The organism is Modestobacter sp. VKM Ac-2978 (assembly GCF_026968025.1).
Lineage (GTDB): Bacteria > Actinomycetota > Actinomycetes > Mycobacteriales > Geodermatophilaceae > Modestobacter.
Genome location: NZ_JAPVBP010000009.1, coordinates 243,608 through 257,629, shown reverse-complemented (window position 1 = coordinate 257,629; position 14,022 = coordinate 243,608). Strand labels below are relative to the sequence as shown.

Here is a 14,022-nt window from a genome sequence, read left to right as displayed (position 1 = left end):
GTGGCTCCGCACCAGTCGTTGGTGGCTGCGGTGCAGGCGTTCGAGGACGCGCTGGACCCCGACGGTCCGGAGCCCGACCCCACCGAGGGTCGCCGGCTCACGATCGCGAAGCACGCCGACGGCAGCGTCACCGGCCGGTTCGACCTGGATGCCGTGGGTGGGGAGAAGGTGCAGGCGGCGATCGAGTCGATCGTGCAGGCCGACCGACCCCAGGGCGACGACCGGACCCGAGCCCAGCAGAACGCCGACGCGCTCGTGCAGCTGTGCGACAACCAGCTGGCCTCGGGCGACCTGCCGATCCTGCGCACCGTCAAGCCGCACGTGGTGGTGGGCATCGACCTCGACGACCTGGTCGACCCTGCGACCGGCGCGGGTGCGGCGGGGATGGGCTTCGGGGCGACGATCTCGGCAGCGCAGGCCCGCTACCTGGCTTGTGACGGCAGCATCTCCCGGATCGTGATGGGCCCCGACGGGGTGCCGCTGGACCTGGGCCGGGACCACCGGGTGGTCACCCCCGGGCTGCGCAAGGCAGTGGAGCGGCGGGACAAGGCCTGCGTGTTCGCCGGCTGCGGCGCCCCGTCCTGGTGGTGCGACGTCCACCACCTCATCCACTGGCTGCACGGCGGCGAGACCAACCTGCAGAACTCAGCGTTGTTGTGCGAACGGCACCACACCAAGGTCCATCACGGCTTCCGGGTGGAACGCCCACCGGACGGGCGATGGCGCACCTACCGCCCTGACGGCACCGAGATCCTCATCGCTCCGCTGCTGTAGCGGCCTGCACTCGAACGGTCCTGCACTCGGACGGACCGCTCCTCAGACGACCCTGCGCTCGGCGGTCAGCTCGCTGGGGGTGTCGCCGGTGTTGACCGTCGCGCTCGGCTCGACCAGCAGCACCTGGGCGCCGTCCGGGCTGTACGGCTGGTGCGGGGTGCCCTTCGGCACGACGTACAGCTGACCCGGGCCGAGGGTGACGTCGCCGTCGTCCATCCGGATCGTCAGCGAGCCGGAGAGGACGAGGAACACCTCGTCGGTCTCCGGGTGGCTGTGCCGGGTGAACTCGCCGCGGGTGTGCACGACGCGCAGGTCGTAGTCGTTCAGCACGGCGACGGTGCGGGGTGACCACGGCTGGTCGACGGTGCTCAGGACGGCGGCGAGATCCACGGGTTCGGGCACCTGGTCATCCTCGCCCACCAGGGGAGCGCGTCAACGCCCGTAAGGTGGTCCTGCCCGAGCGAGCTTGCGAGCTCGGCCAATGCACACAGCAGTCCGGACGAACGCGGACGACGAGCGAAGCGAGGAGTACGCGTGAGTCTCACCATCGGGATCGTCGGCCTGCCCAACGTCGGCAAGTCGACCCTCTTCAACGCCCTGACCAAGAACGACGTGCTCGCGGCGAACTACCCGTTCGCGACGATCGAGCCCAACGTCGGCGTGGTCGGCGTCCCCGACCCGCGGCTGGCGAAGCTGGCCGAGGTCTTCGGCTCGCAGAAGATCATCCCGGCGACGGTGTCCTTCGTGGACATCGCCGGCATCGTGCGCGGCGCCAGCGAGGGGCAGGGCCTGGGCAACAAGTTCCTGGCCAACATCCGCGAGAGCGACGCCATCTGCCAGGTGATCCGGGTGTTCACCGACCCGGACGTGGTGCACGTCGAGGGCAAGGTCTCCCCGTCCGACGACATCGAGACGATCAACACCGAGCTGATCCTCGCCGACATGCAGACGCTGGAGAAGGCGATCCCGCGGCTGGAGAAGGAGTCGCGCAAGGAGAAGGACCGCAAGGTCCTGCACGACGCCGCCGTCGCGGCGCAGGAGGTGCTCGACAGCGGCAAGACGCTGTTCGCCGCCGGTGTCGACGCCGAGCCGCTGCGTGAGCTGACCCTGCTGACCACCAAGCCGTTCCTGTACGTCTTCAACGTCGACGCCGACGAGCTGGCCAACAGCGAGGTGCTCGACGAGCTGCGGGCCCTGGTCGCCCCGGCGGAGGCGATCTTCCTCGACGCGCAGACCGAGTCCGAGCTGATCGAGCTGCCCGACGACGAGGCCGCCGAGCTGCTGGCCTCCATCGGCCAGGACGAGCCGGGGCTGGACCAGCTGGCCTCTGTCGGCTTCCGCACGCTGGGCCTGCAGACCTACCTGACCGCCGGGCCCAAGGAGTCGCGGGCCTGGACGATCCCGGTCGGCGCCACCGCCCCCGAGGCGGCCGGCGTCATCCACACCGACTTCCAGCGCGGCTTCATTAAGGCCGAGATCGTCGGCTTCGACCAGCTGATGGAAGCCGGCTCGATGGCCGAGGCAAAGTCCAAGGGCTGGGTGCGGATCGAGGGCAAGGACTACGTCATGGCCGACGGCGACGTCGTGGAGTTCCGCTTCAACGTCTAGCCATCGCTGGGTGCTCTGCCCCCAACCGTGCGCCAGCCCGCGGCTGCGGACGATCGGTGCCAAGGTGAGCACCCAACGTGGCGACGGCGGTGGTGACCGCGCCACTCCCCGTACCCGGAGGACCTGTTCATGGTCGTGGCGCACACCGCGATAGCGATCGCCGTCATCGTCCTGCTCATCATCAAGGCCAAGGTCGACCCGGTCATCTCGCTGATCATCGGGTCGCTCTACCTCGGCCTCGCGACGGGTGTCGGCTTCGCGGCGACGCTGGTGGCGATCGCGACCGGCTTCGGCGAGATCATGGCCGAGGTCGGCCTGCTCATCGGCTTCGGCGTGCTCATCGGGGCACTGCTCCACGCGGTGGGCGCCTTCCGGAAGATGGTGGCGCTGCTCGTCAGCCGGGTCGGCGCGCAGCGGCTCCCGTACGCGTTGACGGCGGCCATGTCGACGGTCTTCCCGTCGATCTACGTGGACGTGCAGGTCGTGCTGGCCTCGCCGGTGGCGCGGTCGACGGCGCCGTTCATCGGCCGGACCGGCCTGCCCCTCATGGCCGGTGCGCTCGGTGCCGGGATCTTCGCCGGCTACGTCTTCGTGATCCCGGGACTGGCCGCGATCTCCATCGCGGGCCTGCTCGACGTCCCACTCGGGACCTGGCTGGTCTACGGCTTCGTGCTGGGGCCGTTGACCGCGATCGTGACGACGATCGTCCTCCGGCTGCTCCTCCGTGGCCGCTACTGGAACTCGGCCACGGACGAGCAGGTGGACGAGGCCATGGCCGAGCAGGAGAGCGCTGAGCTGGTCGAGGAGGAGAGGTCGACGCCCCCGCTGCTCGTGAGCCTGCTGCCGATCCTCGTGCCGCTGGTGCTGATCGCGTTCGGCGCGTTCGCGGAGCTCCTGGAGTTCTCCAACGACTTCATCGCCTTCCTCGGCGACGCGAACTTCGCCCTGTTCCTCGGCCTGGTCGGGGCCTACGTGCTCTGCCGGCGCACGCTGGGCTCGGCGGGCACGGAGACCGCGATGAGCGAGGGCTTCCACACCACCGGCGCGATCCTGCTCATCACCGGCATCGGCGGTTCCCTGGGTGCCGTCATCGGGGAGACCGGGCTCGACACGATCCTGGCCGGTCTCTTCGCTGCCGACGCAGCGGCGCCGGTCGTCCTCAGCATCCTGCTCGCCTGGCTGATCGCGGCGGTGCTGCACCTGGCGATCGGGTCGGTGTCGGTGGCGGCGATCGCGGCCGCCGGGATCATCGGCCCGGTGCTCGGGTCGATCGACGTGGCACCGATCGTCATCGGTCTCGCCATCGCCTCGGGTGCGATGTTCGCGCTGCAGGTCAACAGCAACTTCTTCTGGATGTACAAGTCGCTGCTGGGGCTGTCGACCCAGGGGACCTTCAAGACCCTGACCATGGGAACCTCCATCGCCTCGGTCGTCTCGTTGCCGATGGTCATGGCGGTGGCGCTCATCGCGTAGGGGCGAAATCGGGCGACCAGCCGGCCGCTGCGCGCGATGCTGTGCCGGTGGACGTGGGCGAGCCGATCTGGCAGGAACTCGATGGTCCGCGCGACCTGACCAAGGACGAGCGCCGGTTGCTCGAGCGGATGGTCGGCGTCGTCGGCGAGCCGGCGCTGCAGCGCCAGCTGGACGTCGCCGTCGTCACTGCCCGCTGCTGCTGTGGGTGCTCCTCCGTTCGGCTGCACAGCACGGAGCCGCCCGTGGCCGAGGGACGGGTTCGCCAGCTCTCGCGCCTCGACCGCTCGGACCACTTCTCCGTCGATGCGCGCAGTCGTGCTCCGGGCCTCACGGACGTGCACGTCGTCCTGCACGTCGTCCAGGGGCGGGTCGAGGAGCTGGAGCTGTTCGCCGGAGAGGGGATCGCCGTCCCACTCGCAGACCTCGCTGACCCGACCGACGTCACCGTGGCCTGAACACCCACGCGCCGGGTGCTCAGGCTTGCGGCACGCCGCGTGCCCCGTCGCGGGTCGCCCGGACGAGGCGGGGCGGGTCAGCCCAGGGTCGCGGTCATGACGACGTTCTCGGGCGTGACCGTCGTGCACTCGAGGTTGAGCGGCCCGGCCGACACGCTCTCGCCCTCGCTGCAGGAGACCTCCTGGCCGGCGATGCCGACGGTGGCCCGGCCGTCCTGGACCTGCCCGAGGGTCACGGTCGTGCCGAGCACGTCCACCTCGGTGCCATCGCCGGAGAGCGTGACCACGCAGGAGCTCCCGGAGCACTCCACGCCGGACTCGGTGCTCGTGGCGCCCCCGGTCTCGGTCGCCATGGCGTCGGTCTCGGTGGCGGTGGCGGAGTCGTCCGTCATCGTCGGCTCGCTCGTCTCCCCCTCGGCTGGGGTCTCGGTCGCGGTGTCCAGTGCGCTCGTGGCATCGTCCACGGGCTCGTCAGAGCAGGCAGAGAGCGGGACGAGCAGCAGGCCCGCGGCGGCGAGGCCGGACGCCAGGCGGCGGGTGCGGGTGGGAGTAGTGGCCATGTCGGGAGCGTAATGTGATCCAGATCACTTCGCGCCCGGTGTGGGGAAAGCTTCACGTCAGCGTGACCTGCCCGCCACCCACGGCCCGAGGGCGCGGCGCGGATGACTGACCGCAGCCTCCTGGAGCATCCTCCTCGCATGCCGGTCGACCTGCACCTGCTCGACGTCCTGGCTGCGGCCGCGGTCGAGGACGTCGACGTCGTCGTCGAGGACGACATCGCGGTCAGCGAGGTCCTCCAGGCGCTGGCGGTCTTCCTCGCCTCCATCCTGCTCGCGGTGCTGCTGCGACGGCTGCTGGTCCGCGCCCTCGACCGCGACGCGAACCGGCACGTGGGGCTCGTCGCCGGTCGCTTCCTCGGCCTGGTCGCGGTCGCCGTCGGCATCGTCTACGCCCTGGACCTGCTCGGTGTGCAGATCGGCCCGCTGCTCGGCGCCCTCGGCGTGGGCGGCATCGCCATCGCGTTCGCCGCCCAGGACATGCTGCAGAACCTGATCGCCGGGGTGATGTTGCAGATCCGCCGTCCCCTGCGGCTGGGCGACCAGGTCGCCAGCGGCGACTTCGAGGGCGTCGTCACCGACGTCAACCTCCGGACGACGGTGCTGCAGACCTACGACGGCCTGATCGTGTACCTGCCCAACGCCGAGGTGCTCAAGAACCCGATCATCAACTACACCAGCACCCCGCTGAACCGGACGACGCTGACCGTCGGGCTGGCCTACGACACGGACCTGGTCCGCGCTCGGGAGGTGCTGTTGGCCGCCTGCGCCGCCGCGGACGGGGTCGCGGACACCCCGCCGCCGGAGGTGTGGGTGGAGGAGTTCGGCGACTCCTCGATCAACCTCGCGGTGCGCTGGTGGCACCCCGCGGACATCGCCAGCCGCTGGCGGGTGCGCAGCGGCGTCGCCATCTCCGTGAAGTCCGCGCTGGACCAGGCCGGCATGACCATCCCGTTCCCCCAACGGGTCCTCTGGTCGGGGGAGTAGGACTGACCGGCGCCCGGGGTCAGGGCCGGATGACGACGTCGGTGCCCCGGGCGCGCACCACCAGCCCCTCCGCCGCACCCTCGATCGCGGTGAGCTCCTGGCCGAAGGGCAACGGGTCCAGCGGCACCCGCAGCGAGAACCGCTGCCCGAGCAGCAGCCGGCTGGCCGGGGCGAGGTCGGACTCGGTGTCCAGTGCGGTCGGGGCGATCGACAGCGCCCCGCCCTGCGGCGACAGCTGGGCCAGTGTGGAGGCCGACACGGACTGCCCGAGGAGGTCGACCGTCCCGGTCAGCTGCACCTCCTCCCCGGGTGCCGGCCCGAGGCTGATCGGGCGCCCGGTGACCTCGAGGTAGCGGTTGAGGTCGTCGTAGCCCAGGAACGCCTCCCCGACCGACCGCTCGATCCACACCGGCGCGGGCTCCTGGGTGAGGAGGTCGTGGAAGGAGATGTGCACGCCGGAGAGCCGGGCGTACACCGCGTCGACCGACATCGGCCCCGACGACACCTCGCGGATGCTGACCTCGACGTCGTCGTAGCGGCCGTCCACCGCCTGGAGCAGGAAGAACGCGCCGTGCACCTGGACCTGCGGACGGTCGGCGACGCCGGTCGCCTGCTGGATGTCGCGCGCCAGCAGTGACTCGGCCCCCCACCGGGCCAGCCGGTCGGTGCCCCACAGCAGCAGCAGCGTGCCCACCACCACGGCCACCCCCACGACCACGGTCCGCAGTGCCGGCCGGGGGCGTGGTGCGGTCTTCCCGTGGGCGGTCGCCCCGCCGACGTCCGAGTCGACCCAGCCGTCGTGCGCGGGCTCGCCGTCAGCGGTCACCGTCGTCCCACCTCCGCGCCGGCCGGCAGGCTCTCGCGTGCCTCGTCGTCCCGTACCTGGTCCTCCAGCGACTCGTCCCGCACCACCTCCGGGCCCCCGCTCCGGGCTCCCGCGGCCCCGGTGCGGCGCAGCTCGTCGACCGGCACCGACTCGGTGCGGATCCGCTTGCTGGGCCAGCTGGCCGCCCGCCCCATCAGGGTGAGCACCGCCGGGGTGAGCACCGGGCGGATCAGGAACGTGTCGATGAGCAACCCGGCGGCCATGGTGAACGCGACCTGCCGGAACGTCTGCAGCGGGATGATCGCCACCATCCCGAAGGTGGCCGCGAGGATGAGGCCGGCCGCGCTGATCGCCCGGGACGTGGCCGGCATCGCCAGCATGATCGCCTTGCTCAGCGGATGTCGGGTGGCCGCCTCCCAGATGGAGCCGACGGCGAACACGTTGTAGTCCGACCCCAGCGCCAGCAGCAGCACGGCGGTCGCGAACGGGACGTAGAAGGCCAGCCCGGGGTCGCCGAGCACCACCTGGAAGAGCAGGACGCTCAGCCCGAGCGCCGCCGCGACGCCCAGCGCGCTGCAGGCCATCAGCACCAGCGGGGCGCAGAGCGCGCGCAGGTACACGATCAGGATCAGCAGCTCCACCAGCAGCACCGCGGTCAGCGTGATCTGGAGGTTCTCCCGGGTGATCGCGGCGAGCTCAGCGGCGATCGCGGTCTGCCCGGTCACCGCCACCTCGGCGTCCTGCAGCCCGGCCTCTGCGGCCAGGGTGTCCAGCTGGTCGGTGAGCCCGCGCAGGTCGCTGATCGCCGGTGCGGCCAGGGGGTCGCTGTCCAGGATCACGACGAAGCGGGCGGCGTCGCCGTCGGGGGAGAAGACGACGCCGAAGCCGTCGGGGAGCGGGTTCTGGGCCGGGCCGAGCACCTCGGCCACCCCCGGCTGGGCCGCGATGGCCTGCTGCAGCTCCTCCAGCTCCGCCCGCTGCTCGATGACCGCGTCGCCCTCGACGATCACCTCGGTGGGGGCGATGACCCCCCGGATCCCGGAGTCCTCGAGCACCGCCGCGCCCCGGCTCACCGGGTCGTCGGCCGGCAGGCCCGAGGTGAAGGACAGGTCCAGGCGCATCTGCAGCAGCGGCGCCGCGGCCAGGAGGAGCACACCGGTGGCCAGCAGCGTCGCCACCGTCGCGCCGCGCCGGTCGACGACGATCCGGAGCAGCCAGCTGTTCCCGCGCCGGCTCGGGGGGCGGCGTGAGGTGCGCAGGGTCCCCAGCCCGAAGAGCCGCTCGCCCAGGATCGCCATCAGGGCCGGCACCAGGGTCAGCGACACCAGCACCCCGATGACGACGGTCAGCGACAGCGCCGGCCCGAAGGCCTGGAACAGCTCGAAGTCCGCGGCCAGCAGGGCCGCGGTGCCGGCCGCGACCGTGATCCCGGCGACGGCGATGATCGGCGCGTTGGTGCGCACCGCCCGCCGGGTCGCCTCCAGCCGCGGGAGCCCACGGTCCAGTTGCTGCCGGAGGCCGGCGAAGAACAGCACGCAGTAGTCGGTGACCACCCCGATCAACAGCGCGGCGATCAGCGGCTGCAACTGGTCGGGGAGCGCGAAGCCCAGCGCCGCGGCGAGCACCCCGAGGCTGCGGATGGCGACCAGGTACCCCAGCCCGGCGGCCAGCAGGACGACGAAGGGCGCCACGACCGAGCGGAAGGTGAGCCCGACGACGAGGGCGATCAGCACCAGGGTCGCGACCTCGAACAGGTGCAGCCGGGACTCGAGGTAGTCAGCCTGGGCGACCTGGGCCGGCACCACACCGGCGACGTAGGTCTGCACCGAGCTCTGGTTGTGGAAGTGGGCGGCGTACTCGCGGGCCAGGTCCCTGGTCCGTTCCAGCGACGTGTAGTTGGAGACGTACAGGTAGGTGACCGAGGTCTCCGGCGTCGAGGTGGGCAGCGGGACGGCGGCGACGATCTGTCCGCGCCCGGGCGGCACGTTGCCGTCGATGTACGCCTGCGTGTGGGTGGCCGCCCACAGCGCGATGTCGGCCTGGGTGAGGACGCTGAGGCCGTCGGGGTCGTGCACCACCACGGAGGTCTGGGAGAGCACCGGCACCCGGAACAGCTCCAGGGACCGTTCCTGGACGGCGGCCGCCGGGCTGCCCTCCGGCAGCAGGTTGCCGATGTCGGCGCCGCCCCCGCCGCCGGCGGTGGGGAGGGACGTCGACACCACCACGGTCAGCAGGAGCCACCCCACCACCACGAACCAGCGGGCCTTGACGACGGCGTCCCGGTAGGCGCGGGCGGCCCGCCGCAGCGCGTACCGGGCTGGTCGGGTCGCCCATCGGACGGCGGCGGCCAGCGCGGTGAGCCAACGCGGGACGGCCGTGGCTGGCACCGGGGCCTCCAGCCTCGCGGTCCTACCGGATGGGCTCAGCAGCCGTAGGCTACCGGCGGTTGTGCGCCCGCGCTCGACGGTGAGAGGACGACCATGGCCGACCCCGAGACCGATGCCGAGACCGATGCCGGGACCAGTTCCCCGGACCCCGACGAGCGGTCCGGCCGGGCGGTGCGGTGGTGGCTGGCCGCGGCCACCTTCGTGCTCGGCGTCTTCGTCGGCGGGCTCGTCGTCGGGTTGCTGGACGACGGGTCGGCGCCGGTCCCGGCCGCCACCCCGGCCGGGCCCGCGACCGACGTCGGCGTCCCGCTGCCGGGCGCCCCGCCCACGGGGGAGACCGCCGAGGTGGTCGTCAACGCCGCCTGCCTGCGCGCGGTCAACGGGGCACAGGACGTCGTCGCCGCCATCGACGAGCTGGGTGAGGCGGTCGGCGAGTTCAACGCGGCCCGGCTGGACGAGGTCATCCGGCAGCTGCAGCCCCTGCAGGGGCGGCTGAGCGGCGACATCGCCGGCTGCCAGGTCGTCAGCGAGGTCGCGGAGGCGACACCCACGGGGACAGGGACGCCCACGGGCACGTCGCCCGCGAGTCCGGCGCCGCCGCCGCCGCCCACCACCGTCGCACCGCCGAGCTGATCGGGGGGCGCCTCACAGGCTGGACACACCTCGGGCACAGTGGCGTGCCACCGAGCCCGGCGAGCCTGGGGGCATGGCAGCGACGACGTTCCCCGGCTCCGACACGACCGGACCAGCCCGGAGGGCACCGGACATGGACGACGGCGCCGGGATGACCCGGCGGGACTTCCCGTTCCCCGAGGCCGGCGACCACCACATGCGGGAGTGGCCGCTGGTCTGGCACCCGGTGCGCGGCCACTTCGAGCGCACCTGCCCGCACGGCGTCGGGCACCCCGACCCCGACGACGTCGTGTACCTCCAGTCGGTCGGCGGTGTCTCCGGCGCGCACCCCTGTGACGGCTGCTGCATCGCGCCGATGCGGGACTGACCCCGCGGTCAGCGTGGCTCCGTGGCCAGGTAGACCGTGTTGGTCGCCGGTCGGCCCTGCAGCGGGTTGGGGAAGCTGACGACCTCGGCGGCGACGTCGACGAAGACCTCGGCCAGCACGGCCAGGTAGCCGTCCTCGGGCGGGTCGTTCGACCACAGCGAGAAGACCCCGCCCGGCCGCAGGTGCCGGGCCAGCCGCCGGGTGCCGTCGACCCCGTAGAAGCCGGCGCTGCCGTCGGCGAGCAGGTGCCGGGGTGAGTGGTCGATGTCGACGACGACGGCGTCGAACACCCGGTCCGGCGCGGCGGGGTCGAAGCCGGTGCCCGTGGCCATGGCGAAGAAGTCCCCGTGCACGAACCGGCAGCGGGGGTCGGCGGTGAGCGTGGGGCCGACCGGCACCAGCCCGCGTTCGTGCCAGTCGATCACCGGCTCGAGCAGGTCGACCACCACCAGCTCGGCCACCCGTGGGTCGGCCAGCACGGCCTCCGCGGTGTAGCCGAGGCCCAGCCCACCCACCGCGACGGCCAGGCCGGGCGCATCCGGGGCAGGCGCGTCGAGGCGGGCCAGGGCGAGCCGGGCCACCGCCACCTCGGCCACGGTGAACTGGGAGGACATCAGGAACTCGTCGCCGAGCTTCACCTCGAAGACGTCCAGGCCGGTCGCCGGGTCCCGCCGCCGGCGCAGGCTCACCTCGCCGATCGGCGTGGGGCTCCAGTCGAGCTCCTCGAACCGGGCGCTCATCGGGTGACCACGGTCATCGGCCGAGCCTACGAGCGAGGGAGTGCGGTCCAGTCGATCCGGTCGGCCAGGCGGTGCAGCCGCGCGCCGAACGCAGGGTCGACCGAGGCGGCCCAGGCCACCCGGCCCAGCACGTGGTCGCGGAAGGTGTCCGGGTCGCGGTCCCGGGTCTGCGTCGTCCAGCCGTGGACGGCGCAGTTGTGCAGCAGCGCCCGCAGCGCGTCCCGCTCCGGCCTCGGCAGCGTGGGGTGGTCGTTGACCACGGTGCCCAGCACCGCCTGCCGGCGGGCGGCGCTGGTGGCCGAGGTCTTCGCCGCGTTCACCCGGAAGCCCTCCTCGGTCACCACCTCGGTGACCAGGTCGGCGAACCGGTCGCGGGCGATCCGCCGGTCCCCGCTGAAGGTCAGGTCGTCGACGTACCGGGTGTACGTGCCACCGGAGGCCGCGGCGAGGCCGGCCAGTCGGCGGTCGAGGCCGTGGCAGACCAGGTTGGCCAGCGCCGGGGACGTCGGTGCACCCTGCGGCAGGTGCGGCACCGTCAGCCGCTGCTCCAGGCGCCGGTGCCGCTCCCGCGCCTCGATGCCGTCCGGGGGCGGGATGCGTCGCCACACCTCGGTCGGCAGCACCGTCGTCATCAGGCCGGTGAGCACGTGGGCCACCGGTTCGGGCAGCCCGGCGACGCCGAGCAGCAGGCCGTGCACCCGACCGGCGGCGACGCTGGCGAAGAAGGCCTCCAGGTCCATCCGCAGCACGACCGCGGACCCGGCGTGCGGGGCGACCGCGGTGCGCACGGAGCGGCCGGGCACGCAGCCGTGCGCGGCGTCGTGCACCGGGACGCGGTCGAGCACGTGCCGCAGCAGCCGCCGCTGCGCCTCCTTGAGCCGCGGCTTGGGCGCGGCGAGCAGCCGGACCCCGGCCGGGCGCTGGACCACCCGCCACCGGTAGTGCCGCAGCGCCTCGCCGGCCGTGCGCTCCAGCCGGCGGGCGTCGGCGAACCACGCCAGCTCGCCGGCGTCGACGTCGAGCAGCCGGGCGACCGCGGCCTGGTCGGGGAGGTCGGCGACCGGCCGCCGGCGCCAGGCCAGCTCGGTCGGCACCGGCTCCCACCGCACGGGCCGGGGGCGCGGGCGCCGGGACTGCCCGCGGTCCCACCCGCGCGTCGTCCGGACGACGGCGGCCAGCTCCCGAGGCCGGTCGACCGGGGCGGTGGGGTAGACCGTCTGCACCTCGCCGACCAGCGTGCCCACCCAGGTGCGGGCGCGGGCCTGGCCCAGCGCCACCGCCACCCGGCGGACCATCTCCCGCCGTCGCCACGGGCCGGCCAGCAGCGCGGTCGCGATCGCGGCGGCGGTGGCGGCGGCCTGCCGCTCGACGGTCATCGCAGCTCCCGGCGTGCACGGCGGGGCGGGCAGCCGCTCCTCGCTGGAGGCGCCGCCTGGTGCGCGGAGCGCACAGCGCGGCTCATGACGCGATGCCCGACCTGCTCACGATGCCCCGGGGTTGCCCCGGGGTGATCGGCCGTTGCCGATCGTCCTGCCCGCCCCGTCGTGCACCCGGCCACCGTAGTGGTGTGCGGACCGCCGCCGGGGTCACATGCGGGACAGCCGGCCGCGGGATGCACCAGGATGGGCCCCCGTCGTCCCCGACCCCCTGGAGTGCCGCCGTGACCTCTTCGCCCTCCGGCCAGCCGCCGGCCCCGATGGCCGTGCCGGCCTTCTTCGTCTCGCAGCGGGTCACCATGATGGTCAACCGCTACGAGATCCGGGCCGCTGCCCCCGACGGCTCCGAGGGGCAGCTGCTGGCCCTGGCCGAGCAGAAGCGGATGAAGCTGAAGGAGGAGGTGGTCTTCTTCGCCGACGAGACGAAGAGCCGCCCGGTCTTCTCCTTCAAGGCCCGCCAGCGGATGGACGTCTCGGCCCAGCACGACGTCTTCGACGAGCACGGTGCGCCGCTGGGCATGTTCAGCAAGCAGTTCGGGGCGAGCCTGCTCCGCTCGACGTGGACCCTCTCGGCCCCGGGCATCGAGGCGGTCGGCCGGGAGCGCCGGCCGGTCCTGGCGGTGGTGCGCCGGGTCTGGACCGCGCTCCCGGTCGTCGGCGACGTCCCGGTGCCCTTCGTCTTCCACTTCGACTTCGTCGACACCGCGACCGGGGCCCCGGTGCTGATCAGCGAGCGGAAGAAGGCGATCCGGGACCGCTACACCGTCACGGTGCCGGACCCGCGGCTGGACTTCCGGGTCGCCGCCGCGATGGCCGTCGCCCTGGACGCGCTGCAGAGCCGCTGAGCCGGGCGGGCGCTACAGGTAGCGGCTCTCCAGCTCCGCGAAGAACGCCTTCGCCAGCGCGGTGAAGTCCGCCTCGCGGACGGCGATCTCGTCGCCCACCCGGTACTTGAGCACCGTGCGCGCCGGGTCCAGCCGGATGTGCTTGTCGGCGATCATCGTGCGGCCGTGCACCAGCGACTCGGCGATCAGCCGCACCTCGTTCAGCGCGTTGCCGTCCGAGCCCTCGATGCCCCGGCCGCGGTGCACGAACCAGTTCTCCAGCACCACGACCAGGTCGTTGAAGAAGACCGGTTCGAACTCCCGCAGGGCGGCCGGCTCGGTGGCGGCGGCCAGAACCCGGTAGGCGTCGACGCGGGCGTCGACCGCCGCACGCCGTCCGTCGATGTAGTCCAGTGCGTACGTGCTCTGACACAACACGGCTGCTCCTCACCCGATCGCGACGCTGCGTTCCGGCTGGCACCTCCAGGGTGACACCCGGTGCGGCGATCTGGAACGGGTTCGGGTGCGGGACCGGCGGTCAGGCCGAGGTGGAGTCGGGCTGCAGGCTGCGGGGGACCGGCAGCGGGGGGAGCGGTGTCGGGGTCCGCCGGGGCTGCCCCCGGCCGGGGAGCTGCAGGTCCGGCCGGGTCCGCGGCTCGGAGGCCGCTCGGTCCGGCCGGGGGAGGCGCAGGTCGGCCAGGTGCACCCAGCTGGCGCGGCGCAGTCCGCCGACGACGGCCTGGACGCGTACCCAGCAGGTGCCGTCGGGCTCGTGCGCCCAGCCGAGCAGGACGGCGGGGCGCCAGTCGCCGTCGAACAGGAACTCCACCGGCAGCGGCTCGCCCAGCAGCGACGTCATCTCCTGCACGACCGCGACTGTAGGTGCGCGGACGATCACTGAACGGCAGGCGCGCGTGCGCCGTCCCGGCTGGGAAGGGCACCGGGGCGCCGTGCG

16 protein-coding genes are annotated in these 14,022 nt (G+C 73.0%); 8 read left to right on the top strand and 8 right to left on the bottom strand.

The window, feature by feature from the left end; translation table 11 throughout:
• On the top strand, positions 1 to 774 hold a 774-nt coding region (locus O2W53_RS20860; RefSeq protein WP_269164980.1), incomplete at its 5' end, for an HNH endonuclease signature motif containing protein.
• A 42-nt stretch (positions 775 to 816) separates the two neighbouring features.
• Here the strand turns inward: O2W53_RS20860 and O2W53_RS20855 are convergent.
• Positions 817 to 1,176 (bottom strand): cupin domain-containing protein, encoded by a 360-nt coding sequence (locus tag O2W53_RS20855; RefSeq protein WP_269164979.1) that lies wholly within the window; start codon positions 1,174 to 1,176, stop codon positions 817 to 819.
• A 132-nt stretch (positions 1,177 to 1,308) separates the two neighbouring features.
• Here O2W53_RS20855 and ychF point away from each other — a divergent pair, with 132 nt between their 5' ends.
• The 3 genes from ychF to O2W53_RS20840 all read left to right on the top strand — a co-directional run bounded on the left by ychF (position 1,309) and on the right by O2W53_RS20840 (position 4,310).
• Positions 1,309 to 2,382, top strand: coding sequence for a redox-regulated ATPase YchF (ychF, locus tag O2W53_RS20850; RefSeq protein WP_269164978.1), 1,074 nt, complete (start codon positions 1,309 to 1,311; stop codon positions 2,380 to 2,382).
• A 129-nt stretch (positions 2,383 to 2,511) separates the two neighbouring features.
• Positions 2,512 to 3,855, top strand: coding sequence for a GntP family permease (locus O2W53_RS20845; RefSeq protein WP_269164977.1), 1,344 nt, complete (start codon positions 2,512 to 2,514; stop codon positions 3,853 to 3,855).
• 47 nt (positions 3,856 to 3,902) lie between these two features.
• Entirely contained in the window at positions 3,903 to 4,310 is a 408-nt protein-coding gene (locus O2W53_RS20840) for a hypothetical protein (RefSeq protein WP_269164976.1), read from the top strand.
• A 77-nt stretch (positions 4,311 to 4,387) separates the two neighbouring features.
• On the opposite strand, the gene O2W53_RS20835 is transcribed toward O2W53_RS20840, so the two are convergent.
• Positions 4,388 to 4,870: a hypothetical protein gene (locus O2W53_RS20835; protein WP_269164975.1), complete on the bottom strand. Its 483-nt coding sequence runs from the start codon at positions 4,868 to 4,870 to the stop codon at positions 4,388 to 4,390.
• Positions 4,871 to 5,008: 138 nt separating this feature from the next.
• On the opposite strand from O2W53_RS20835, the gene O2W53_RS20830 reads away from it, so the two are divergent.
• Entirely contained in the window at positions 5,009 to 5,854 is an 846-nt protein-coding gene (locus O2W53_RS20830; protein ID WP_269164974.1) for a mechanosensitive ion channel family protein, read from the top strand.
• Between the two features lie 19 nt (positions 5,855 to 5,873).
• Here O2W53_RS20830 and O2W53_RS20825 read toward each other — a convergent pair whose 3' ends face one another.
• Positions 5,874 to 6,680 carry an LmeA family phospholipid-binding protein gene (locus tag O2W53_RS20825; RefSeq protein WP_269164973.1) on the bottom strand — a complete coding sequence of 269 codons (807 nt, stop codon included), beginning with the start codon at positions 6,678 to 6,680 and terminating at the stop codon, positions 5,874 to 5,876.
• A complete protein-coding gene (locus O2W53_RS20820; protein WP_269164972.1) occupies positions 6,677 to 9,067 on the bottom strand; it encodes an MMPL family transporter in 2,391 nt (796 codons plus the stop codon). Before O2W53_RS20820 ends, O2W53_RS20825 begins: the two co-directional genes overlap by 4 nt.
• A gap of 93 nt (positions 9,068 to 9,160) precedes the next feature.
• Here O2W53_RS20820 and O2W53_RS20815 point away from each other — a divergent pair, with 93 nt between their 5' ends.
• Both O2W53_RS20815 and O2W53_RS20810 read left to right on the top strand, forming a co-directional pair.
• Positions 9,161 to 9,700 (top strand): hypothetical protein, encoded by a 540-nt coding sequence (locus tag O2W53_RS20815; protein ID WP_269164971.1) that lies wholly within the window; start codon positions 9,161 to 9,163, stop codon positions 9,698 to 9,700.
• Positions 9,701 to 9,773: 73 nt separating this feature from the next.
• Positions 9,774 to 10,067: a hypothetical protein gene (locus O2W53_RS20810; protein WP_269164970.1), complete on the top strand. Its 294-nt coding sequence runs from the start codon at positions 9,774 to 9,776 to the stop codon at positions 10,065 to 10,067.
• A gap of 8 nt (positions 10,068 to 10,075) precedes the next feature.
• Here O2W53_RS20810 and O2W53_RS20805 read toward each other — a convergent pair whose 3' ends face one another.
• Together O2W53_RS20805 and O2W53_RS20800 are read right to left on the bottom strand one after the other, a co-directional pair.
• A complete protein-coding gene (locus tag O2W53_RS20805) occupies positions 10,076 to 10,807 on the bottom strand; it encodes a spermidine synthase (RefSeq protein WP_269164969.1) in 732 nt (243 codons plus the stop codon).
• A gap of 26 nt (positions 10,808 to 10,833) precedes the next feature.
• Positions 10,834 to 12,183 (bottom strand): reverse transcriptase family protein, encoded by a 1,350-nt coding sequence (locus tag O2W53_RS20800; RefSeq protein ID WP_269164968.1) that lies wholly within the window; start codon positions 12,181 to 12,183, stop codon positions 10,834 to 10,836.
• 284 nt (positions 12,184 to 12,467) lie between these two features.
• On the opposite strand from O2W53_RS20800, the gene O2W53_RS20795 reads away from it, so the two are divergent.
• Positions 12,468 to 13,088 carry a hypothetical protein gene (locus O2W53_RS20795; RefSeq protein ID WP_269164967.1) on the top strand — a complete coding sequence of 207 codons (621 nt, stop codon included), beginning with the start codon at positions 12,468 to 12,470 and terminating at the stop codon, positions 13,086 to 13,088.
• Positions 13,089 to 13,100: 12 nt separating this feature from the next.
• Here the strand turns inward: O2W53_RS20795 and O2W53_RS20790 are convergent, their stop codons facing one another.
• Positions 13,101 to 13,505 carry a hypothetical protein gene (locus O2W53_RS20790; protein ID WP_269164966.1) on the bottom strand — a complete coding sequence of 135 codons (405 nt, stop codon included), beginning with the start codon at positions 13,503 to 13,505 and terminating at the stop codon, positions 13,101 to 13,103.
• A 100-nt stretch (positions 13,506 to 13,605) separates the two neighbouring features.
• Complete coding sequence (locus tag O2W53_RS20785) at positions 13,606 to 13,935, bottom strand: hypothetical protein (protein ID WP_269164965.1); 330 nt, start codon at positions 13,933 to 13,935, stop codon at positions 13,606 to 13,608.
• Positions 13,936 to 14,022: the final 87 nt, after the last annotated feature.